20 protein-coding genes are annotated in these 21,041 nt (G+C 70.4%); 14 read left to right on the forward strand and 6 right to left on the reverse strand.

Annotated elements, in window-relative coordinates; genetic code table 11:
• Positions 1 to 6: 6 nt before the first annotated feature.
• Positions 7 to 2,061, reverse strand: a complete 2,055-nt coding sequence (locus QM714_RS18365; RefSeq protein WP_415102780.1) for a dehydrogenase — start codon at positions 2,059 to 2,061, stop codon at positions 7 to 9.
• Positions 2,062 to 2,155: 94 nt separating this feature from the next.
• Between QM714_RS18365 and guaA the strand changes: the two genes are divergently transcribed.
• Positions 2,156 to 3,718 (forward strand): glutamine-hydrolyzing GMP synthase, encoded by a 1,563-nt coding sequence (guaA, locus tag QM714_RS18370; RefSeq protein WP_415102781.1) that lies wholly within the window; start codon positions 2,156 to 2,158, stop codon positions 3,716 to 3,718.
• Positions 3,719 to 3,886: 168 nt separating this feature from the next.
• Here guaA and QM714_RS18375 read toward each other — a convergent pair whose 3' ends face one another.
• From QM714_RS18375 to QM714_RS18390, 4 genes are all read right to left on the reverse strand, one after another.
• Positions 3,887 to 5,032, reverse strand: a complete 1,146-nt coding sequence (locus tag QM714_RS18375; protein ID WP_415102782.1) for a hypothetical protein — start codon at positions 5,030 to 5,032, stop codon at positions 3,887 to 3,889.
• A gap of 1 nt (position 5,033) precedes the next feature.
• On the reverse strand, positions 5,034 to 5,525 hold the full coding sequence (locus QM714_RS18380) for an RNA polymerase sigma factor (protein WP_415102783.1): 492 nt from the start codon (positions 5,523 to 5,525) through the stop codon (positions 5,034 to 5,036).
• Positions 5,526 to 5,709: 184 nt separating this feature from the next.
• Positions 5,710 to 6,540 carry a hypothetical protein gene (locus QM714_RS18385; protein ID WP_415102784.1) on the reverse strand — a complete coding sequence of 277 codons (831 nt, stop codon included), beginning with the start codon at positions 6,538 to 6,540 and terminating at the stop codon, positions 5,710 to 5,712.
• A gap of 78 nt (positions 6,541 to 6,618) precedes the next feature.
• Complete coding sequence (locus QM714_RS18390; protein ID WP_415102785.1) at positions 6,619 to 8,103, reverse strand: PucR family transcriptional regulator ligand-binding domain-containing protein; 1,485 nt, start codon at positions 8,101 to 8,103, stop codon at positions 6,619 to 6,621.
• A gap of 123 nt (positions 8,104 to 8,226) precedes the next feature.
• Here QM714_RS18390 and QM714_RS18395 point away from each other — a divergent pair, with 123 nt between their 5' ends.
• From QM714_RS18395 to QM714_RS18405, 3 genes are read left to right on the forward strand one after another with little or no spacing between them, the layout of a single operon-like run.
• Positions 8,227 to 9,729: an aldehyde dehydrogenase family protein gene (locus tag QM714_RS18395; RefSeq protein ID WP_415102786.1), complete on the forward strand. Its 1,503-nt coding sequence runs from the start codon at positions 8,227 to 8,229 to the stop codon at positions 9,727 to 9,729.
• Positions 9,726 to 10,919 (forward strand): CaiB/BaiF CoA transferase family protein, encoded by a 1,194-nt coding sequence (locus QM714_RS18400; protein ID WP_415102787.1) that lies wholly within the window; start codon positions 9,726 to 9,728, stop codon positions 10,917 to 10,919. The genes QM714_RS18395 and QM714_RS18400 overlap by 4 nt, the downstream gene beginning before the upstream one ends.
• Entirely contained in the window at positions 10,916 to 12,106 is a 1,191-nt protein-coding gene (locus QM714_RS18405; protein WP_415102788.1) for an acyl-CoA dehydrogenase family protein, read from the forward strand. Before QM714_RS18400 ends, QM714_RS18405 begins: the two co-directional genes overlap by 4 nt.
• 85 nt (positions 12,107 to 12,191) lie before the next feature.
• Here QM714_RS18405 and QM714_RS18410 read toward each other — a convergent pair whose 3' ends face one another.
• Positions 12,192 to 13,670 (reverse strand): APC family permease, encoded by a 1,479-nt coding sequence (locus QM714_RS18410; RefSeq protein ID WP_415102789.1) that lies wholly within the window; start codon positions 13,668 to 13,670, stop codon positions 12,192 to 12,194.
• Positions 13,671 to 13,831: 161 nt separating this feature from the next.
• Here QM714_RS18410 and QM714_RS18415 point away from each other — a divergent pair, with 161 nt between their 5' ends.
• From QM714_RS18415 to QM714_RS18460, 10 genes are all read left to right on the forward strand, one after another.
• Positions 13,832 to 14,341 (forward strand): winged helix-turn-helix domain-containing protein, encoded by a 510-nt coding sequence (locus QM714_RS18415; protein WP_415102790.1) that lies wholly within the window; start codon positions 13,832 to 13,834, stop codon positions 14,339 to 14,341.
• A complete protein-coding gene (locus tag QM714_RS18420) occupies positions 14,257 to 14,574 on the forward strand; it encodes an FCD domain-containing protein (protein WP_415102791.1) in 318 nt (105 codons plus the stop codon). Before QM714_RS18415 ends, QM714_RS18420 begins: the two co-directional genes overlap by 85 nt.
• Entirely contained in the window at positions 14,567 to 15,304 is a 738-nt protein-coding gene (locus QM714_RS18425) for a hypothetical protein (protein WP_415102792.1), read from the forward strand. Before QM714_RS18420 ends, QM714_RS18425 begins: the two co-directional genes overlap by 8 nt.
• Before the next feature lie 77 nt (positions 15,305 to 15,381).
• Positions 15,382 to 16,587 (forward strand): cytochrome P450, encoded by a 1,206-nt coding sequence (locus QM714_RS18430; protein WP_415102793.1) that lies wholly within the window; start codon positions 15,382 to 15,384, stop codon positions 16,585 to 16,587.
• A 59-nt stretch (positions 16,588 to 16,646) separates the two neighbouring features.
• The gene (locus QM714_RS18435) at positions 16,647 to 16,835 is read left to right on the forward strand and encodes a ferredoxin (protein WP_415102794.1); all 189 of its coding nucleotides are present in this window, start codon (positions 16,647 to 16,649) and stop codon (positions 16,833 to 16,835) included.
• Positions 16,835 to 18,079, forward strand: coding sequence for an NAD(P)/FAD-dependent oxidoreductase (locus QM714_RS18440; RefSeq protein WP_415102795.1), 1,245 nt, complete (start codon positions 16,835 to 16,837; stop codon positions 18,077 to 18,079). Before QM714_RS18435 ends, QM714_RS18440 begins: the two co-directional genes overlap by 1 nt.
• Position 18,080: 1 nt before the next feature.
• Positions 18,081 to 19,190 (forward strand): glutamine synthetase, encoded by a 1,110-nt coding sequence (locus tag QM714_RS18445; protein ID WP_415102796.1) that lies wholly within the window; start codon positions 18,081 to 18,083, stop codon positions 19,188 to 19,190.
• Complete coding sequence (locus QM714_RS18450; protein WP_415103061.1) at positions 19,190 to 19,465, forward strand: hypothetical protein; 276 nt, start codon at positions 19,190 to 19,192, stop codon at positions 19,463 to 19,465. Before QM714_RS18445 ends, QM714_RS18450 begins: the two co-directional genes overlap by 1 nt.
• A 40-nt stretch (positions 19,466 to 19,505) precedes the next feature.
• Positions 19,506 to 20,219, forward strand: a complete 714-nt coding sequence (locus QM714_RS18455) for a substrate-binding periplasmic protein (RefSeq protein WP_415102797.1) — start codon at positions 19,506 to 19,508, stop codon at positions 20,217 to 20,219.
• Positions 20,220 to 20,222: 3 nt separating this feature from the next.
• Positions 20,223 to 21,026, forward strand: coding sequence for a gamma-glutamyl-gamma-aminobutyrate hydrolase family protein (locus QM714_RS18460; RefSeq protein WP_415102798.1), 804 nt, complete (start codon positions 20,223 to 20,225; stop codon positions 21,024 to 21,026).
• Positions 21,027 to 21,041: the final 15 nt, after the last annotated feature.

Below are 21,041 nucleotides of genomic sequence, written 5' to 3' on the forward strand. Positions count from 1 at the left end.
TGAGGGCTACGACACCGCCGCGGCGGAGCGCGCCTCGAGGGCGAGCTCGCGGATCCGGGCGATGTCGTCGGACGTAAAGACCCCGTTGACGCCGGAGATGGTAGCCAGCCGCATGCCGTGCTTGAGGCCGAGGCGATAGATCTCCTTGACCTTCTCCCACTCGATGTTGCGGCCGACGGTGAAGGTCTCGTAGCGGCCCTCCAGCGCGAGGACGACGGTCTCGGCGAGGCAGGCGTAGGCGACGCCGTGGGGGAGGCCGATGTCACGCATCTTGACCTCGCCGGGGAGCTGGATCTCGCCGGACTCGACGACCAGGACGTCCGGGCGCTTGGCGACATCCTCCTTCGAGAGGTCCAGGGGGCGAGCGACGTCGGTGATCACGCAACCGGGCTTGACGGCCATGATGTCGAGCACGCGCTTGCCGGCACCGGAGGTGGCCGTGACGATGACGTCCATGTCGCCCAGGTGGTCGTCGGGGGTGGCGGCCACATGCACGGTCGCCCGCGGGTGCTGCTGCTCGATGTCGTGCTTGAGTGCGAGCAGCTTGGCGGTCTCGGGGGAGACCAGGACCAGGTCGTCGCTGGAGAGGGCAAGCAGCCGGGCGCAGACCGAGCCGATGGCGCCGGTGGCGCCGACCACCATCGCCTTGCCCTTGATGCGGCCCTTGTCGTCGACCTCGAGCAGGCCGAGCTGGTTGACGGCCTCGTGTGCCGCCCACAAGGCGCCGGAGGCGGAGTAGCTGTTCCCGGTGGTGATCGGCAGGGGCGCCTTCTTGGCCACAGTCACGCCCGCGTCTCCGACGACCTTGGTGAAGGCGCCGAGTCCCATCACCTGGGCGCCCAGCTTGCGGGCGATCTCTGCGGCGTCGAGGAGCTTGGCATAGGTGAACTCCGGGCTGTGCGCCATCAGCTCCTTGGGTGTCCCGCCGACGGTGATCAGCCAGCCCTCGGCTTCCGCGCCGGTCGGCGAGACGATGCCGGTGATATGGCTGTAGGTGAACGGCGGGGCATAGGCCATCGCCTTCTCGGCGGCATCGACGAGGACGTCGGGGGAGTGGTCCATGATCGTGGCGAGTGGCTCGACCTTGCGGAAGAACTCCTGCGAGAGCGGGTGGATCACGAAGGCGAACCGGCTCTTGCGCTTGAAACCGTGCGGGTAGAGCAGCCGCGGCTCCAGCCCCGCGGCGTCGATCATGTCGAGCAGGTCGTCGTTGGTCAGCTCGCCGGAGTCGACCAACGCGAGCATCATCGCCTCCAGCGCGGCGGCGACGACGGTCTGCCGGAACGGCTGAGGCACGATGTCGAGCACCATGTCGACCCCGCGCGCGGCGAGGTCGCCGAGTCGCTCGTCGGAGACCGCCGAGCTGATCAAGGTCTTGCCGGCCAGCTCCTCGAGGCCGAAGCCGACCAGCTCGTGGTACGTCGCCACGACGACGTCGCTGTCTCGCGCCGCGCGCTTGGTCATCGCCTGGCCGATCCGCAGCCCGGGCAGGTTGACCCGGGAGCGGACGATGCCAGGCAGCAGTCGCAACGGGAGGAGGGCAGTGTCGACGGCCGCGCCGAGCAGCGGGTTCTCCGCCAGTCTCGCGGGCAGGTCCATCCGCAGCAGCGGGTCGGCGAAGGTGATGTTGTCGGTGAAGTCGCGCAGGATCCGCACCGCGCTGTCGTGGTTGGCATCGCCGAGCACCACGGCGCGGGCGTTGTCGAAGTAGCCGGGCATCTCGACCTGGACGTGCCGCACCGCCCACTCGGCGAGGACGTCACGGAGCCGGTGGCCGTCGGTCACGGGCACGTCGACGGCCGCCTGCTTGATCCGCTCGACGGACTGGTTGTCGCCGTCCAGCATCCCGCGCACGCGGGCATCACGGACACCGCTCACCGCGATCGCATCGGCCTGGGCGGACCACTCGCGGACGAGGCGCTCGGCGCGGCGTACGTTGCCGTCCGCGCCCACTCTGACCAGGCGGAACGTGCGATCCAGGAAGCGGACGCGTTGGTCGTAGTCGTGCTCGGACGAGGTCAGCGCTACGTTGACCACCAGCAGGGACTTGCGGCGTGTCATCAGGGACTCCTCGACGGGCCCAAGGCCACCTCGGGCCCTCGATTCCACTATGGCTAGACTCGCCGCTCCGGAGCAAATCGGAAGGGGCCAATGAGTGGCAGATCACGATTTGGTGCTGGTGGTCGACTTCGGGGCGCAGTACGCCCAACTCATCGCGCGTCGGGTCCGTGAGGCCCGCGTCTACTCCGAGATCGTGCCGCACACCATGCCGATCGCCGAGATGCTGGCCCGCGATCCCCGGGCGATCTTGCTGTCGGGAGGGCCCTCGTCGGTCTACGAGCCGGGCGCGCCCGGCCTCGATGCCGCCGTGTTCGACGCCGGCGTGCCGGTCTTCGGCATGTGCTACGGCTTCCAGCTGATGGCGCAGGGCCTCGGCGGCGACGTGGTCGCCACCGGTGCCCGGGAGTATGGCCGTACGCCGGTCAGCGTCACCGCCCCGGGCGTGCTGCTCGACGGCCTGCCGACGGACCACAACGTGTGGATGTCGCACGGCGACTCGGTCGCCGCTGCACCGCCAGGGTTCGCCGTTCTCGCCTCGACCGAGGTCACCCCGGTAGCGGCCTTCGAGGACCTCGACCGTCGGCTCGCCGGGGTGCAGTGGCATCCGGAGGTGCTGCACACCGAGCACGGCCAGCAGGTGCTCGAGCACTTCCTGCACGACATCGCGGGCTGCCGGCAGACCTGGACGATGCTCAATGTCGTCGAGGAGCAGGTGGCTCGGATCTCCGACCAGATCGGCGACGGGCGGGCCATCTGCGCGCTGTCCGGAGGCGTCGACTCCGCCGTTGCCGCGGCCTTGGTGCAGCGGGCCATCGGTGACCGGCTCACCTGTGTCTACGTCGACCACGGGATGATGCGGCAGGGCGAGACCGAGCAGGTGAAGCGGGACTTCGAGGAGGTCTTCGACGAGCTCGACGTCGTCGACGCCGCCGATCAGTTCCTGGGCGCGCTGGCTGGCGTGCACGACCCGGAGGAGAAGCGCAAGATCATCGGCCGCGAGTTCATCCGCACCTTCGAGGCCGCCCAGGTCCGGGTCTTCGGCGACCTCGATCCGAGCGACGGCGCGACGGCGTACCTCGTCCAAGGCACGCTCTACCCCGATGTGGTCGAGTCCGGCGGTGGTGCCGGCACCTCGACGATCAAGTCCCACCACAACGTCGGCGGACTGCCCGACGACCTGCAGTTCGAGTTGGTCGAGCCGCTGCGCACACTCTTCAAGGACGAGGTGCGCGCCGTCGGCGAGCAGCTCGGCCTGCCGGCGACGATGGTCTGGCGACAGCCTTTCCCCGGGCCCGGCCTCGGCATCCGCATCATCGGCGAGGTCACCCGCGAGCGACTCGACGTGCTCCGGGCTGCCGACGCGATCGCGCGCGAGGAGCTGACCCGAGCCGGCCTCGACCGCGACATCTGGCAGATGCCCGTGGTCTTGCTGGCCGACGTGCGCTCGGTCGGCGTCCAGGGCGACGGCCGCACCTACGGCCACCCGATCGTGCTCCGCCCGGTCACCTCCGAGGACGCCATGACCGCCGACTGGGCCCGGCTGCCCTTCGACGTCCTCGAGCGGATCTCCACCCGGATCACCAACGAGGTGCCCGAGGTCAACCGGGTCACCCTCGACGTCACCTCCAAGCCGCCGGGGACTATCGAATGGGAATGACTACGCACCGCTGCTCCACTCACTTTGGCGAGGGCGTCTATGTGTCGACCGACGAGGAACGGCAGTTGCTGCGAGCAGCCCTCGGTGAAGCAGACCGCTCTCCGGAGCGGCTCCGCGACTGGGCGGATGTCCGGCAGGAGTTGTCAGCTGATCGACGAGCGTGAGCGCTCAGTCGGAAGGGGACGCGGAGGGTGAGGCTGCCGGTGACCGTGGGTTGGCGACGACGACCCGTGCCTTGGCGCGCGAGTGGTCGGGAGTGGGCAGCAGCCACAACGAGAACGCCCGCTTCTTCGGCGGCGTCCGGAAGGTGAACGACACGGTGCCATCGCCGGCGACCTGGCCGCGGCGGACGACGACCGCCCGCTGACGTGCTCGCGTCACCAGCACGACGGCGTCACCGGCCTTGGCGCCGATGGCCGTGCCCGAGATCGTCGTCTGGTCATCACCGACGTCGGCGGCCGCCGACACGGTCGCCTCCACCCGCACTGGCCAGGACCCGCTCCGAGCACCGACGGCCCGCCAGCGATAGCGGGCGAGCCCAGTCACCGGAAGGCTGGTGGCGCTCACCGCACCGGTGTCGTCGGTCGTCGAGGTGGCCACGACGGACCAGCCGCCCGCAGTGCGCTTGACCTGCAAGGCGACCCGCACGCCGGGTGCGGGGCGGCCGGAGGACGTGGTCAGGCGCCCGCTCAGCGTCACCGTGTTGCCGTAGCCGACGAGGTGACCGCTCGCCGTGATGGTCGCGGCCGCGGCCGACACCGCTGACGGAGAAGATGAAGAGGGCTCCGCGCTCGGGTGACGGCTGGGCGCGGTCGAGGGGTCCCGGTCAGGGTCGGGGGCGGAGGCGCCCGGGCTGGCCGAGGGGCCGGGCGGGGCAACGGCAGGTGCCGCCGGCGAGCTCGTGGCGGCGTCGGGTGACGGCGAGCTCGGTGGCGTTCTGTGGGTGGGGTCGGTGGCCTTGGCCTGAGGGTTCGGCCCGTGCGGCCGGTCCGGCGCGGGCGCGCCGATGACGGAATGCGCGATCTCCTGGACGGGGTCGGGCAGGTGGCCGGTATAGGCCGCGGCAGCCGCGCCACCGCTCAAGGCGATCGCCACGACCACTGCGGTGCCGCCCGCGCCGAGCTTTCGCACGACGTTGCGGGGGTGGAGGGTCGGCGTGGTGGGAGCGCGGACGGCGTCGCGGTACGCCGCGACGTACTCCGCCTCGCGGGCGAGCTCGTCGGTCGACCCGGGTGCGCGCAGTGCCCGCACCAGCGCATCGTTGGCCCACTCGTCGAGGTCGGCTCGCTCGTGCTGCTCGTCGTGGTCGGACACGTCACACCACCTCTCGTGAAGTGCGGACCCGGGGGTCCTGGGACAGGGTCTTCAGGGCACGATGCACGGCCACCCGCACCGCCCCGGGCGTCTTGCCGACCAGGGCCGCGACGGCAGCCACGTCCAACCCGGCGACCACGCGCAGCATCACCATCTCCGCCTGGTCCTCGGGCAGGGTCGCGACCAGTCGCAGGGCGGCAACGGTTGCCTGGTGATGGATGGCGGTCTCCTCGGCGCTGGGGGTGGGCCGATCGCCGTCGCCGGGATCGGCCATTGGTACGACGGGGCGCGTTGCGCGACCCCGACCGTGGTCGATCGCCCGGTGCCGGGCGACCGTGAAGAGCCATCCTCGAAACTCTGCGACTCCACCGGTGAACCCGTGTAGATCCCGCACTACCTGCAACCAGGTCTCTGCGGCGAGGTCTTCAGGGGCGTCGTTGCCACGCACCGTCAGATAGCGCAGCAAGGGCGGGTGCAGGGCCCGCCACAGCACGGTGAAGCCCTGCTCCTCGCCGCGCCTGGCGGCGTCGAGCGCCTCGGCGAGTTCGGGTTCCGAGGCAGCGCTCCGCCCACCGGCCCGTTCCCCCGTAGGTTCGGGCCGGTGGGCAGAGGACTGCGCGTGCGTGTCCAGGGCGGATCCTCTCCGATCTCGGCCGCGGTGAGACGCTACTGCGTATTCAGGCGGTCGGAGTCGGAGCCAGCACCTTGACGCGGGTGGCGCCGCTCCAGCTGCCGGCGTGGGAGTCGTGACCGGACGTCGGTGTGGCGGCGGTGGTCGCCTCCGGCCGCACCGGGACTCGGACGAGGCCGCTGATCGACGGCGCCAGCAAGCGGGTGCCGAGGAAGGCCAGACGGTAGGTCGTGTCCTGCGTGGGGTCGACCCGGAACCTCACGACGCCGTTGCGGTGGGTGCGGTGCGAGCGCTCGAGGGTCCAGGCGTCCGCTGCCGAAGGGCGGGAGAGCAGCAGCACGAGGCGGTGACGTGGCGTGACCCGCTTGGCACGCAGCATGCCCCGCACGATGTCGACGGCGCCGCCCTTGGCCGGTCGGTACACCGTGCGAATCGACAGCGAGGTCGGGACCCGCCTCGGGTCGTGGGGGTGATGCTTGACGCGGACCGATGCGATGCCGCTTGCACTGGGTCGCGCGTCCTCCGCACCGTCGTATCGCCACCGGTAGCGAGTGGTGAACTCGGGTGTGACCCGAGTGGACAGCCTCCCCTTGCCGCCGGCGGTCACTTCGGCGACCGGCACGAACTCGTCGGCACCGCGCGGCTTCGATTCGAGGGTGACGATCCGACCGGTGCCGGTCAGATGGCCGGCCACGGCGAGATGCCCGGTGATTGTGGCGCTGTCGCCAGGTGCGACGGCATGGTGAACCGCGCGAATCGAGAGCGACGTCGGCGCCTTGACCGCGGCCTGGGCTTGGAAGGCGGGCGCTGCCACCAGGCCGACAACGGTCGCCAGCGCCGCCCCTTCGGCCACGCGGCGAAGCAAGGATGTGGTCATCGTTCCTCCTGCTCGGGCGCCCCGATCGGGCGCGTCACTGTGGACAGCGATGGAGGCGCCGCGAGCGTTACAGCCGACCTAGACCAGGGCGAGCACCAACATCGCTCGCTGGCTGGGGTCGGCCAGGTCGATGCCAGCCACGTCGCAGGCGCGCTCGACCCGGTGTCGCAGGGTGTGCCGGTGAACGCCGAGCGACTGGGCAGCGGGATCCCAGGCGCCGTGGTGGAGCAGGAAGGCGCGCAGGCTCCCCGTCAGGTCGCTGCCGTGCGCGGCGTCGTACTCACCAAGTGCGCGCAGCCACGGCGACACGGCCAGGGTGAGAGCCGGGTCGGTGGTCAGGATCGCGACGGGATCGCCGGCCAGCCGGACGCTCGTGCCCGATGGTGCGGCATCGAGGTGTCGGCGGACCAGCGCTGCGCAGTGTCCGATGTCCGCCAGGTCACCCGGTGGCCCGATCACGAGCGCGGCGGATGGGCCGACCATCCTCGTCACCACGTCGACATCCGCCGCCGGCACCAGCAACAGCGCGTCGGTGTCGGCTATCGGCAGGTCTAGGAGGCGAGGGTGCCGACGCAGGGCGCTCAGCGCCGAGTCGAGACCGCGCGAGTCAGGTGCCCGCAGCGCGAGCAGCGCGACGTCACCGGGTGGAAACCCACGCGCCGCCAGCGCGGCGGGCGGATCCAGTGGGCTCCCCGCGAGGATCGCCCCCAGCAGTGCCGCGCCGAGCTCTCGATCCGCGCCATCGCTGGGACGGGCCAGCTCGAGGGCCGCGATCGACAGGGCGTGGCTGACCAGGAGTCGGTCGGTGGGCGTCAACGGTGTCGACCGCGCCAGAGCGAGCCAGCCGACGACCTCACTCGGTCGGTCGCCCAGCGGCTGCACCTCCAAGACACGGCCCGGCTCGGACACCGACACAGCGCGACCCCGCCCTTCCTGGATCTCGCGGAGGGCGTCTGCGGGCGACAACCCGCCACCGGTGGTCGCGATGGTCGCGCCGTCGGCTGCCAGGACGGCGACAGAGGCTCCGAGCGCCCGGGCCAGCGCCCGAGCCAGACCAGGCAGGCCATCCTTGAGGGTGGCTCGGGTCAGCCGCTGCTGGTCGGCGATGGTGTCGGTCAGCCGATGGCGACGCAGCTCACCGAGCCGGTCGACGACCGCCTGCTCGACCGCGAGGAACGGCGTATCGAACGGAACCTCGACCAGGGCCAGGTCGTGCCGACGGCAGGCGGCGACCACTCCGAAGGGGATGGCGGCGTAGCGGAGCCCGGTTCCGAACCCCAGCGCCGACGAGCCGGCCGCGGCCAGCCGGGCGACGTACTCGTCCTGACCAGGTCGGGTGCGTGGAAAGCGCAGGCCCGTGGTCAGCACCAGGCCAGCGCCACGGAGCCAGGGGGAAGGGTCTTCGACCTCGATCGCGTGTGCCCAGCTGAGCATCACCTCGCGCTCGGGCAGATGATGGGCCACCAGTCCGAGCTCGCCCCGATCCAGCAGCCAGGACAGGGCGACGGTCTCGGCGTCGGCCTCGACGGTGGGCGCCAGATCGACGGCGGGCGTGCTATCCATTTCGGCAGACTAGTCGAAGATCTATGGACAAAGTGTAGTGCACGTGTGCCGGCACGCACTGCTAGCGTCGGGTGGACCGACGCCCACCGGCGGCGCGGCGGTTGAAGTTGAAGAGGAGCCCAGATGACGGTGGACGCCAGCATGTCTGCCCGCACCGGAGAGGTGCTCGAGGAGTTGCCGGTCAGCAGCTCCGACGAGGTGGCTGCGGTGCTGAGCCGAGCCGCCGCGGCGGCGCCGGCAGTGGCCGCGCTTCCGCCCGCAGTGCGACGCGACTGGCTCAAGGCCGTCGCCGATGCCCTCGGCGACGAACCGACCGCCGCGAGGTTGGTCGCGGCCGCTGACCACGAGACCGGCCTGGGTGAGGTCCGGTTGACGGGCGAGCTGGCGCGCTGCGCCGGCCAGCTGAGGTTCTACGGCGATGTTGCCGCCGAGGGATCCTGGCTGGAGGTCACTATCGACCACGCGGCCGGAGCTGCCCCCGACCTTCGTCGGATGCAGGTGCCGCTCGGACCGGTCGCCGTGCTCGGCGCGAGCAACTTCCCGTTCGGGTTCGGAGTGCTGGGCAACGACACCGGCTCGGCGATCGCAGCGGGCTGCCCGGTGGTGGTCAAGGCTCACCCGGCGCACCCGCGCACCAGCCGGCTGCTCGCCGAGGTCGCGACTGCGGCCCTGGCCGCTGCAGGCGCGCCGGACGGCACTTTCGCCCTGGTCTCGGGCTTCGCGGCCGGCACCACCGTCGTCCAGGCCCCCGAGATCTCGGCGCTCGCCTTCACCGGCTCGCAGCGCGGCGGTCTGGCGCTGTGGGAGCAGGCCAACCGGCGCGCCGTGCCGATCCCGGTCTATGCCGAGATGGGCACCATCAACCCTGCGGTGCTGACCGTCGAAGGGACCGAGCGCCTCGACGAGGTGGCGACCGGGTTCGTCGGCTCGTTCACTCTCGGAATGGGCCAGTTCTGCACCAAGCCCGGCCTGCTGCTGGCCCCCGCTGGCCACGACGTCCCGAACCGCGTCGCCTCGGCGCTGACGGAGGCGGCACCCACGGGCTGGCTGCTGACGGGTCCGATCGCGACCGCCTACTCCGCCGGGGTCGACGAGCTGGTCGCTGCCGGCGGCCGGGTGCTGGCGACAGCGCCGGCAGCCGATGGAGGCTGGACCGCGACCGCCACCGTGCTGGAGGTGGCTGCCGCCGACCTCGCGGCCGGTTCGAGGCTGCTCGAGGAGTGCTTCGGTCCGGTGGCCCTGGTGGCGGAGTACGCCGATCGCGCCGAGCTCGACCGGATCCTCGACGACCTGCAGGGTGCGCTGGCCGCCAGCGTGCAGTCCGGCGGCCCGGACGACCCCGACCTGCCCGGCCTGGTGGCTACCCTCAGCGCGCGGGTCGGCAGAGTGATGGTCGACGACTGGCCGACCGGGGTGGCCTTCACCTGGGCCCAACAGCACGGCGGCCCCTGGCCGGCCACCACGGCACCGTCGGCCACGTCGGTGGGAGCGGCCGCCCTCGGCCGGTTCACCCGCCCGGTGACCTGGCAGAGCGTGCCGAGCGCCGCGCTGCCCGAGGCCCTCCGCGACGACAACTCGTGGCGGGTGCCCCGCCGGATCGACGGCGTCTCGGGCGGGGCGTCGTGAACGCACCCCTCGAGGGGCTCCGGATCGCCGACTTCAGCCGGGTCCTGGCGGGCCCGCTCGCCACGATGACGCTGGCCGACCTCGGCGCCGAGGTGGTCAAGGTCGAGCGACCCGGCGCGGGCGACGACACCCGGCAGTGGGGCCCGCCATGGACCGAGCACGCGTCGTCGTACTTCGAGTGCGTCAACCGCTCCAAGCGCAGCATCACGCTCGATCTGCGTGACCCGGCCGACCTGGCCGTGGCCGTCGAGCTGGCGACCGGTGCCGACGTGGTCGTGGAGAACTTCCTCACCGGGACGATGGACCGGCTCGGGTTGGGGTACGACGCCCTGGCCGCGGCCAACCCCGGCCTGGTCTACTGCTCGATCACCGGCTTCGGCAGCGGTGCCGGGGCGCGCCTGCCCGGCTATGACTTCGTGGTGCAGGCGGTCGGCGGACTGATGTCGATCACCGGCCAGCCCGAGGGCGATCCGACCAAGGTGGGGGTCGCCCTGGTCGACGTGCTCACCGGCAAGGACGCCGTGATCGGCATCTTGGCGGCGCTGCGCGAGCGCGAGGTCAGCGGCCGGGGTCAGCGGATCGAGGTCAACCTGCTCTCCAGTCTGCTCGGCTCGCTGGTCAACCAGGCCTCCGCCGTCCTCACCACCGGCCGCAGCCCCAGCCGAATGGGCAACCAACACCCCTCCATCGCGCCCTACGAGACCCTCCACTGCGCCGACGGTCTGCTCGCCGTCGCCTGCGGAAACGACGCCCAGTTCGCTCGCCTCTGTGAGGTGCTGGGCCGGCCGGGGCTGGCCGAAGACGTTGCGGTTTGGGCCCAAACGGCGGAAGAAGCGGCCCCGGAGATGTCGTTTCGGTCCAATCCCGACCGGGTGGCGCACCGCCAGGAGCTGATCGCGGCGCTCGAGGAGGCGCTGGCTGAAGCCGACGCGGCGACCTGGGTGACCCGCCTGAACGCCGCGGGGATCGCGGCCGGGCCGGTCAACGACCTCGCCGCCGCGATCGCCTTCGCCGACTCCCTCGGACTCGACCCGACGATGCCGGTCGGTCAGGGCCACCCCGACCAGATCCGCCACCCCGTCACCTGGGGCCGCAGCCGGCTGCCCGACCCGACCCCACCCCCCGACCTCGGCGAACACACCGACCAGATCCGCGCCCAGCTCGGACACCAACCCAAGGAGACTCGATGAGCCACCACGCCATGCCGCCGCCGTTCGATGTGCACGACCCCGCCGGGATCGACGACCTGCTGAGCCAGGAGGAGAAGGACGTCCGGGCCTCGGTCCGACAACTCGTCGACCAGGTGGCACAGCCCTATGTCGCTGGCTGGTTCGAGTCGGGCCAGATCGACGACCCACGCGGGCTGATGAAGCACTTCGGCGAGATGGGCCTGCTGGGCATGCACCTGGAGGGCTACGGTTGCGCCGGGATGAGCTCGGTCGACTATGGGTTGGCCTGCATCGAGCTCGAGGCCTGTGACTCCGGGATCCGCTCGATGGTCTCGGTGCAGGGCTCTTTGGCGATGTTCGCCATCTGGCGGTTCGGCAGCGAGGAGCAGAAGCAGGAATGGCTGCCCCGGATGGCGACCGGCGAGGCGATCGGGTGCTTCGGCCTCACCGAGCCCGACCACGGCTCCGACCCCGGTGGCATGCGCACCCGCGCCATCCGCGACGGCGACGAATGGATCCTCGACGGCCGCAAGATGTGGATCACCAACGGCTCCATCGCCGATGTCGCCGTCGTCTGGGCGCAGACCGACGAGGGGATCCGCGGCTTCGTCGTGCCGACCGACACTCCCGGCTTCTCCGCTCCGGAGATCAAGCACAAGATGTCGCTGCGAGCCTCGGTGACCAGTGAACTGGTCCTCGACGGGGTCCGCCTCCCGGGTGACGCGGTCTTCCCAGAGGTCCGTGGCCTCAAGGGACCGCTGTCCTGCCTGAACGAGGCCCGCCTGGGCATCGTGTGGGGTGCGCTCGGTGCCGCTCGCTCCTCGCTGGACGCGGCGCTGTCCTACGCCGGTGATCGCGTGCAGTTCGGCAAGCCGATCGCGGCCTACCAGCTCACCCAGGCGAAGCTGGCCGACATGACGTTGGAGCTGGTCAAGGGCCAGCTGCTCGCGCTGCACCTCGGCCGCCGGAAGGACGCCGGCCGAATCCGCACCGAGCAGGTCAGCCTCGGCAAGCTCAACAACATTCGCGAGGCGCTGGAGATCTGCCGGACTGCCCGCACCATCCTCGGCGCCAACGGCATCTCACTGGAGTACCCGGTGATGCGTCACGCCAACAACCTGGAGTCGGTGCTCACCTACGAAGGCACCGTGGAGATGCACACCTTGGTCATCGGGCAGGCGCTTACCGGACACGCCGCCTTCCGGTAGGGAGGATCTACCCAACAGCAGCACCGACCACGAAGGGCCCGGAGCCGATCGGCTCCGGGCCCTTCATGGATGGGGTCGGCGACTCCTACGACTTCGGGATCGCGTCGTCGTACGGCGCGTCGCTGCGGTCGTGGAGCGGGTGGATGACCATGTAGAGCAACCCGACCCCGACCACCACGACGGCGGAGAGCAGCACGATCCAGTTGTCGTACCACGGCTCGCCAGGGGTGCGCGGCCACGCCATGTTGACCATCGCGATGATCCCGTAGACGAGCGCCGCGATGTTGACGGGGACACCCCAGGTGCCGAGCTGGTACTTTCCGCTTGGCACCCAACCCTTGAGCCGGGCCCGCAGCGCGGCCAGCACGACCATCTGGAACGCCATGTAGATGCCCAGGGCAGCGAAGCTGATGATCTTGGTGATCGCGTTGGTCGACACGTAGGAACCCGCCACGATCACGGCCGGCACCACCGCCGCCACGATGAGGGCGTACGGCGGCACGTGCCGCGTCGGTGAGAACTTCCTCAGCAGGTGGTGGCCCATGATCATCTCGTCGCGACCGTAGGAGTAGGCCAGCCGGCTCGCGGCAGCCTGCAGGCTCATCGCGCAGGAGAGGAACGAGATGAGCACGATGCCGATGACGATCTTGGAGCCGACCGTGCCGAAGGCGTCGTCGAGCAGGGTGCTCACCGGGTCGGCATCCTCCCCGGAGATGACCGCCGGGATGTCGGTGACGGCCAGGATCAGCGCGAGGCAGACGAAGGTCGCGGCGGCGCCGCCGATGTAGATGGTGCGGCGCATCGCCTTCGGGATCAGCGAGCCCGGGTCGGGGACCTCTTCGGCGACGTCACCGCAGGCCTCGAAGCCGTAGTACTGGTAGACACCGATGAGGGCAGCGGCGGCGAAGGCGGGCAGGTAGCTGCCGGAGCCCTCGGTGCCGAAGGTGTCGAACAAGACGCCGAGGCCGTGCTCGCGGTGCCCGATCAGCAGCCAGCCGCCGACGATGAGGGCACCGATGATCTCGGCGGTGAAGCCGAAGATGGCGGCCATCGCCAGCACCTTGGTGCCCATGAAGTTGATCAGCGTGGCGATGGCGATCAGCGCGAGTCCGCCCCAGATCACGTTGACCGTGGTCGCCTCGAAGCCGAGGAACGGCGCGATGTAGAAGCCACCGCCATAGGTGACCGAGGCGATGGTGACCAGCAGAGCGACCAGGTAGATCCAGCCGGTCATCCAGGCGTACTTGCGGCCCCACAGGCGTCTCGCCCACGGATAGACGCCGCCCGCGACCGGGAACTGGGCCACCACCTCGCTGAAGATCAGGGCCACCAAGAACTGGCCGAAGCCGACGACGACGAAGCTCCAGATCATCGGCGGACCGCCGGTCGCGAGGGCGAACGCGAACAGGGTGTAGACGCCCACCACGGGCGAGAGGTAGGTGAAGCCCAGCGAGAAGTTGGCCCACGGGCTCATCTCGCGTCTGAACTCGGAGGTGTAGCCCAGCGCGCTGAGATGGGCCGCGTCGTCGTGTTCGTTCACTGCAGGGGACGGAGGACTGGTCATGCGAGTGCTCCCGATGGTTGAGGCACGGAACGGTCGAGCGGCCCGAGCCGCGGCTGCCTCGGAAAACTACAATTTTGTTGGATAAAGCGCAATGGGGCATGGCAGACTTTTCTCAACCGTCACGTGCCTGGAACATCCAGTGACCATCAGGGGAGGGGCCGATGTCCGCACTGTCGCCCCTGATCGGGCAGGTCACCTCGACGTCGCGAGCCGACGAGCTGGTGCAGCGCATCACCGAGGCGATCCACCTGGGTCTGTTGAGCGACGGCGAACAGCTTCCGGTCGAGGTCGAGTTGGCCCGCCAGTTCGGGGTCGCCCCGATGACGGCTCGAGAGGCCCTAGCCGAGCTGCGCGACCGTGGCCTGGTGGAGACCCGGCGTGGTCGGCGCGGAGGCTCCTTCGTGATCCGGCCGGACGGTCCACCGGTCGACTACCTGCGTGGGCGACTGGCGGCGATGACGGTCTCGGAGCTGCGTGACCTGGCCGACGAACACCTCGCCGTGGCCGGACAAGCGGCCAAGCTCGCCGCCGAGCGGGCGGCCGTGGCCAACGTGCGCCGGCTGTTCGCGCTCGGGGAGCAGCTAGCTTGGCCGCGACGCTGGGAGATCGGATTCGAGCCGACTGCCGCTTCCACATCGAGGTGGCGATCGCGTCGCAGTCCGAACGGCTGACCCGTCGAGAGGTCGCGCTGCAGGCGGAGGTGTCGGGGCTGCTCTGGCTGCCCGTCGGATCTGCCGTGGACGTGAGTCGGATGGTGGTCGAGCACCAGGCCATCGCCGCCGCCGTGGTCGCCGAGGACGCCGACAAGGCGCGCCGCCTGGCCGAGGAGCATGTCGACGGCAACCTGCGCCGGCTGGTGTCGATGCACCTGCTGCTGGTCGACGAGGAGGCCGACGATGCCTGACCGGACCACCCTGATCGGCGCAGAATCGTTGGCGGCAGCGGTCGGTGACCTGCTTGACCCGCTCTACGTCTCGCTCGAGACCTTGGCAGCCGAGGTCGTACGCTGCCGACGGGCGGCCGGCGCCGGAGGATTCACCGAGCGCAGCCTGGCGTCGTTCGAGACGGTCGTCGCCACCCGGTTGGCCGCGCACCCCGCGATGGCAGGGGCGGGCTACCTTGCCGAGCCCGGGATCATCACCGGGCAGGACAGGTACCTCTTGTGGTGGCAGCGGGCCGGCGACGACGAGCTGGCTCGGCTGCGGCTGAACTTCGATGCTTCCAGCGTGGACATCTACGACTACCTCCAGATGGAGTTCTTCCAGCTCGCCCGCGACGGTGGCGCCCGCAACGCCTTCGGGCCGCACGTGGACTACTCCGGCTCCGGCCTCTATGTGTTGACCGCCACCGTCCCGGTGCTCGCCGAGGGGGTGTTCCTCGGTGCCGCTGGCGCCGACATCTCGATGAGTCTGCTCGAGCGCGCGCTGGTCGCGGTCCTGCGGACCGGCGCGGCCGACTCGGTGGTCGTCAACGCGGAGCGGCGGGTGATCGCCGCCAACAGCCCCGACTGGGTGGTCGGCTCGAGGCTGCCCGGCCAGCCCGCGGCCGGGGACGGGTCGTTCGTCGAGGTCGCCTCCGTCCCCCGCGGGCCCGGCTGGCTGGTCGCTGTGACCGATCGGCCGCTGGCGCACTGAGCGACGGCACGGGCCCTTGACAACAAACATCTAACTTTGGAGTATTAGGTCACCAATCCCGGACCTGTGGAGATGCGATGACCACGCTGACCTCGTCGGCAGTGCCGCACCTGGACGTGACGGCTGACGGCTTCTCGATCACCTCGGACGAGGTGCACGCGGCCCGCGAAGCCCACTGGTATGCCACCACGCCCTACGGCATCGCCGTGCTCCGCTATGACGAGGTCAGCCGGCTGCTCAAGCACCCCAAGCTCCGCCAGGGCAGCGTTGCCTGGCCGGCCCACAACGGTGTCACGTCGGGCCTCTTCCACGACTGGTTCGCCAGCTGGATCCTCAACAAGGAGGGCGAGGAGCACCACCGACTGCGTCGACTGATGAACCCCGCCTTCTCGTCCAAGCTGATCGGTGGCCTGGTGCCGCGGTTCCAGGCGCTGGCCACCGAGCTGATCGACGGCTTCAAGCGCCAGGACCGCTGCGAGTTCATCTCCGAGTTCGCCGACCCCTACGCCGCCCGGGTGCTTGCCATCATGCTCGGCATCCCCGAGGAGGAGTGGCCGATCATCTCGCGCGAGGCGTCCGCCGTCGGGCTGGCGATGGGGGTGACCCTGACCGAGGAGCTGCCTCGGATCGAGGGCGCGCTCGCCCGGCTCTACGACTACGCGGACGCGCTCATCGAGGACCGGACGGCTCACCCGCGAGAGGACTTCATCACCGCCTTCGTCAGCGCCTCCCGCGACGGCGACGGTCGGCTCAGCCACACCGAGCTGCGCGACGGGCTGGTGCTGCTGATCTTCGGTGGCTACGACACCACCCGCAACCAGCTCGGCCTCGCGATGCAGACCTTCATGGCCCACCCGGACCAGTGGCGCCTGCTCGCCGAGCGGCCCGAGCTCGGCAAGGCCGCGGTCGAGGAGGTGATGCGGGTCAACCCGACCGTGCGCTGGGTCACCCGGGAGGTGCTGGAGGACTTCGACTACGAAGGCCTGCAGTTCACGGCCGGCACCACGGTGCACCTCTACAGTGAGTCCGCCGGGACCGATCCCCGTGCCATCGAGGGGGGCTTCGACATCACCGCCACCGACCGCAAGCCGCACTTCGGCTTCGGCGGCGGTGCGCACCACTGCCTGGGCCACTTCGTGGCACGCTCCGACATGAGCGAGGCACTGCCCCTCTTGGCTCGGCGACTGCGCGACCCGTATCCGCTGGACGGGGCCACCTGGCTGCCGGACTCCGGCAACACCGGCCCGGTTCGCCTGCCGATCGGCTTCACCCCCGCTCCCTGACGACCAGCTCCTTGCCCACCCCGCCCCTTGCTGACTCACCGACGAGAAGAGGAACCCACATGAAGGTCACCGTCGACATGGCGCTGTGCCAAGACCACGGGCAGTGCGCCATCGCCGCCCCCGATGTCTTTGCGATCAACGACGGCGGCAAGCTGGAGTACGAACCCCACCCCGACGACTCCGAGCGCTTCGCGGTCGAGGAGGCGGCCGACGTCTGCCCGGTGCAGGCGATCATGATCGAGGACTGATGGACCACCCACGGATCGCGGTCGTCGGCGGGTCGCTGGCGGGCCTCCGCGCGGCCGAGCAGTTGCGTGCGTCCGGCCACGTCGGCCCGGTCACGGTGTACGGCGCCGAGGCGCACGCGCCGTACAACCGCCCACCACTCTCCAAGGACGTGCTCGCCGACCCGGCAACGCTCGACGCCGAGGCGGCGCTGTCCCGTCTCACCTTCCGGCGGCGCTCCAGCGTCGGTGATGTCGACTTCCGCTTCTCTGCAGAAGTGCTCGGGGTCGACCTCGGCGCTGGCCGCCTCGCCTGGCGAAGTGTCGGAGGAGGGGACCCAGCCGAGGGCAGCGGCGACTTCGACGGTCTGGTCGTGGCCACCGGGCTGCGGCCACGGCGGCTGTCCGCGCCCGGGCCCGAGCGAGGCCGCTATGTCCTGCGCACCGTCGAGGACTGCCTCGAACTGCGCGCAGCGGTTGCCGAGCCACGCCGCGTGGTCGTGGTCGGCGCCGGCTTCATCGGCTGTGAGGCCGCCTGCACGCTCGCCGCGCTGGGCCATGACGTGACGGTGGTCGAGCCCACCGGCGCCCCGATGAACCGAGTCCTCGGTGAACAGCTCGCCCTCGCGGTGCAGCGACACCACGAGCGCAGCGGCATCCGCTTCGTGATCGGCCCGGGGGTCACCGCCTTCGAGGGCGGCGACCGGGTGAGCGAGGCGGTGCTCGACGACGGGCAGCGACTCCCGGTCGACGTGGTCATCGAAGCGGTGGGCTCGATCCCCAACACCGAGTGGCTCGCCGGCACCGGGCTCGACCTCGCCGACGGGGTGCTCACCGACAACGACCTGGCGGCGGTCGGCGCCGACCGAGTGGTCGCCGTCGGTGACCTGGCCCGCTTCCCCAACCCGATCTTCGACGACGTCCCCCGTCGCGTGGAGCACTGGTCGATCCCGACCGACACCGCCAAGCGGGCTGCTCCGACCCTGGTGGCCCTGGTGGAGGGCCGACGACCGGACCTGCCACCCTTCGCCCCGGTGCCGTCGTTCTGGAGCGACCAGGCCGACCTGCGGTTCCAGAGCTTCGGCTCACCCGGTCTGGCCGACGAGGTGGTGGTGGCCGAAGGCGATCCGGACGACCTGACCGCGGGCGTGCTGACCCTGCACCACCGTGCCGGCCGGCACGTCGGGACCGTTGCGCTCAACCTGCCACCGGCCCGCCAGCGTGAGCTGCGCGATGCCTTCGTCACCCCCACCGAAGCGAGGAACTGACATGGCCACCACCGCGCTGGACCGGCATCGAGAGGAGAACGCCTCGAGCGACGCGCTCTCCTCGGTGATGGCGACGATCAAGGAGCAGGGCGTCGAGTGCGTCTACCTCCAGAGCGTGACCGTCACCGGTCGTGTCGTAGGCAAGGTGCTGCCCGCCCGGCACCTTGAGCGGATCGCCGGCAAGGGCATCCAACAGCACCGCACCGCCGCCGCGAACCTGCAGACGACTCGGGAGGGCGTGTTGCTGGGCGGCGGCGTCGAGGCCGCGGAGTACACCGCCCTGCCGGACCTCGACACCTTCGCGGTGCTGCCCTGGGACTCCACCATGGCGCGCGTCTTCTGCCGGCTCTACGAGCCCGACCACATCGCCGAGCGTGCCGGCGAGCCCTACGCTTGCGACTCCCGCGGCCTGCTCAAGCGGGTACATGCCGGCTTCACCGATCGCACCGGGCTCGAGCTGCGCTCCGGCACCGAGCCGGAGATGACCTGGCGCGGCCCGGGCCTGGAGGCCAGCTTCCGGCCCGAGTCGAGCCCCGCCTACCACATCGAGCACCTCGAGCGCGGTCGCCCGATCATCCAGAAGGTGATCTCCTATGCCCAGGCGCTCGGCCTGGACATGGTGGAGGGCGACTACGAGGACGAGGGCCAGTTCGAGCTGAACTGGATGTACGACCACGCCGACCTCACCGCCGATCGGCTGACCACCTACCGACAGGTGTGCAAGCAGGTGGCCCGGGAGCTCGGCATCGAGGCGTCCTTCATGCCCAAGCCGGCCACCGGGATGATGGGCAACGGCTGCCACCACAACTTCAGCCTCTGGCGTGACGGCGAGAACGTCCTGGCCGAGCCGGGTCGCACCGACATGCACCTGACCGAGATCGGCCAGCACGCCCTCGGTGGCGTCTTGATGCACGCCGCTGCCGCGATGCTGGTCTACGGCTCGACCGTGAACTCCTACAAGCGCTACTGGGACGCCGGTCAGTTCGCTCCCTCGAAGATCAACTGGGGCATGGACAACAAGACCTGCACGGTCCGGCTGTCGACCAACGGACGGCTCGAGCTGAGCTCCCCGACGCCGCCGTCAATCCCTACCTCTCCCACGCGATCCTGATCGCCTCCTGCGAGGACGGGCTGAAGAACACCATCGACCCCGGCGCGTCTCAGGTCGGGTCGTCGTACGACAGTGAGCAGGACCCGCGCTTCGGCCGCCTGCCCCTCACTCTCGGCGAGGCGATCGACGCCTTCTCGGCCGACGACTTGATCAAGCAGACCCTGGGTGATGAGCTGACCGACCTACTCGTCGACTTCAAGCGTGACGAGTGGGCGCGGTTCTGCGGCTACGTCACGGACTGGGAGAAGGCGACCTACTGGGACGACACCCCGTGACGACCGTCAACCACCGATCCGAGTCGAGGAGACCTGCCTGATGACCACCGACCAACCACTCCGCCTGAGCTGCATGGACTCCGAGGCACCGCCGCTGTTCTCACTGTGGACGCCGGAGCAGGGTCGGCAGGGCTACGAGCCGGCCGTCGCTCAGTTGATCGCCGCCGAGCTCGGTCGTCGGTTGGAGTGGGTCCGAGTGCCGTGGGTCGACATGGTGCCGGCAGCGCAGCGCGGCGACGCCGATGCCGTGCTCTGTGGGCAGGGCATCACCCCGACCAGGCTTGAGGTGATGGACTTCACCCGACCGTATGCCGTCTTCCACGAGGGCGTGCTGATCCGGCGCGGCGACCCGATCCACGGCCCCGAAGATCTCGCCGGCAAACGGGTCGCCGCCATCGAGAACAGCACCAACATGACCCTGGCCGAGACCTTCGAGGGCGCGATCCGAGTCCCGTTCGGCAGCGACTCCGAGGATGTCTACGCCGACATGCTGGCGGCGCTCCTGTCCGGCGGGGTCGACGCGGTCGTCGACGACGACGTCGTGTTCGTGCCCCTCGGTGCGACCCATCCCGACTACGAGCTTGCCTTCGTCGTGCAGACCGGCAACCGCTGGGGGATCTCGGTCTCGAAGGACCGCCCCGACCTGCTGGCAGAGCTGGACGGCGCGCTGGCTCGGGTGATCGCCGACGGACGCCTGCGTGCGGTCTGGAAAGAGTGGCTGCCAACCCTGGACTATCCCTTCGAGGAGGGATGAGCGTTGGCTGACCCTGGCTCACCAGCCGTCGTGCTGCGTGAGGAGGCGTTGCCGGCGCGCCCGATGCCGGCCGATCCGGTCGCCCGTGTCGCGGTGCTGGCCTCGCTCAACTTCCCCGACATGACCACGCAGACCGCTGAGCTGGTCACCCGCTTCACCCGGGTAGCACTGGAGACGCTGCTCGACCTCGGTGCGTCGTACGAGTTCTTCGACAGCAGCGACCCGCTGCCCGACCCGGCGGCGGTCGCGCGGTGTGACGGGCTGCTGTTGCTGGGCGGCGGCGACATCGACGGTCGTGTCTACGGCGGCCCGCACGAGGGCGTGCCCCATCAGTACGGCGTCGACATCCGCGCCGATCAGGACGCCCTCGACGCGATCCGGTCCGCCCTCGAGGCGCGGGTGCCGGTCTTCGCGATCTGTCGCGGCGCGCAACTGGTCAACGTCGCCTACGGCGGCACGATCATCTCCGACATCGAGGACTACGCTCTGCATCGAGGTGGCCCGGGTGAGCCGATGTTCCTCGACGAGGAGATCCTGCTCGAGCCTGACACCCGAGTGGCCGAGCTGCTCGACGCCGACCGTGTGGTGGGTCGCTCCGGACACCACCAGGCCGTCGATCGGCTCGGCGTCGGCCTGGTCGCCGCCGGGCGCGCGCACGACGGCATCGTCGAGGCCTTCGAGGACCCCGCCCGATGGCTGGTCGCGCTCCAGTGGCACCCCGAGGACGATGATGGCCGCGACCATGACCGGACCCGGCTGTTCGCCGGGTTCGTGACCGCGTGTGGGCGGAAAGCAGCGGAGGGGTAGGCGGATATCGTGACG

Source organism: Nocardioides sp. (assembly GCF_047602075.1).
In the GTDB taxonomy this organism is placed as follows: Bacteria; Actinomycetota; Actinomycetes; order Propionibacteriales; family Nocardioidaceae; genus Nocardioides.

Coding starts and splice junctions, on each gene's coding strand:
- QM714_RS18385 (WP_415102784.1), bottom strand. CDS start 6,540: ATGACCACATCCTTGCTTCGCCGCGTGGCCGAAGGGGCGGCGCTGGCG.
- QM714_RS18435 (WP_415102794.1), top strand. CDS start 16,647: ATGAAGGTCACCGTCGACATGGCGCTGTGCCAAGACCACGGGCAGTGC.
- QM714_RS18390 (WP_415102785.1), bottom strand. CDS start 8,103: ATGGATAGCACGCCCGCCGTCGATCTGGCGCCCACCGTCGAGGCCGAC.
- QM714_RS18425 (WP_415102792.1), top strand. CDS start 14,567: ATGCCTGACCGGACCACCCTGATCGGCGCAGAATCGTTGGCGGCAGCG.
- QM714_RS18440 (WP_415102795.1), top strand. CDS start 16,835: ATGGACCACCCACGGATCGCGGTCGTCGGCGGGTCGCTGGCGGGCCTC.
- QM714_RS18445 (WP_415102796.1), top strand. CDS start 18,081: ATGGCCACCACCGCGCTGGACCGGCATCGAGAGGAGAACGCCTCGAGC.
- QM714_RS18365 (WP_415102780.1), bottom strand. CDS start 2,061: ATGACACGCCGCAAGTCCCTGCTGGTGGTCAACGTAGCGCTGACCTCG.
- QM714_RS18455 (WP_415102797.1), top strand. CDS start 19,506: ATGACCACCGACCAACCACTCCGCCTGAGCTGCATGGACTCCGAGGCA.
- QM714_RS18405 (WP_415102788.1), top strand. CDS start 10,916: ATGAGCCACCACGCCATGCCGCCGCCGTTCGATGTGCACGACCCCGCC.
- QM714_RS18430 (WP_415102793.1), top strand. CDS start 15,382: ATGACCACGCTGACCTCGTCGGCAGTGCCGCACCTGGACGTGACGGCT.
- QM714_RS18410 (WP_415102789.1), bottom strand. CDS start 13,670: ATGACCAGTCCTCCGTCCCCTGCAGTGAACGAACACGACGACGCGGCC.
- QM714_RS18395 (WP_415102786.1), top strand. CDS start 8,227: ATGACGGTGGACGCCAGCATGTCTGCCCGCACCGGAGAGGTGCTCGAG.
- QM714_RS18415 (WP_415102790.1), top strand. CDS start 13,832: ATGTCCGCACTGTCGCCCCTGATCGGGCAGGTCACCTCGACGTCGCGA.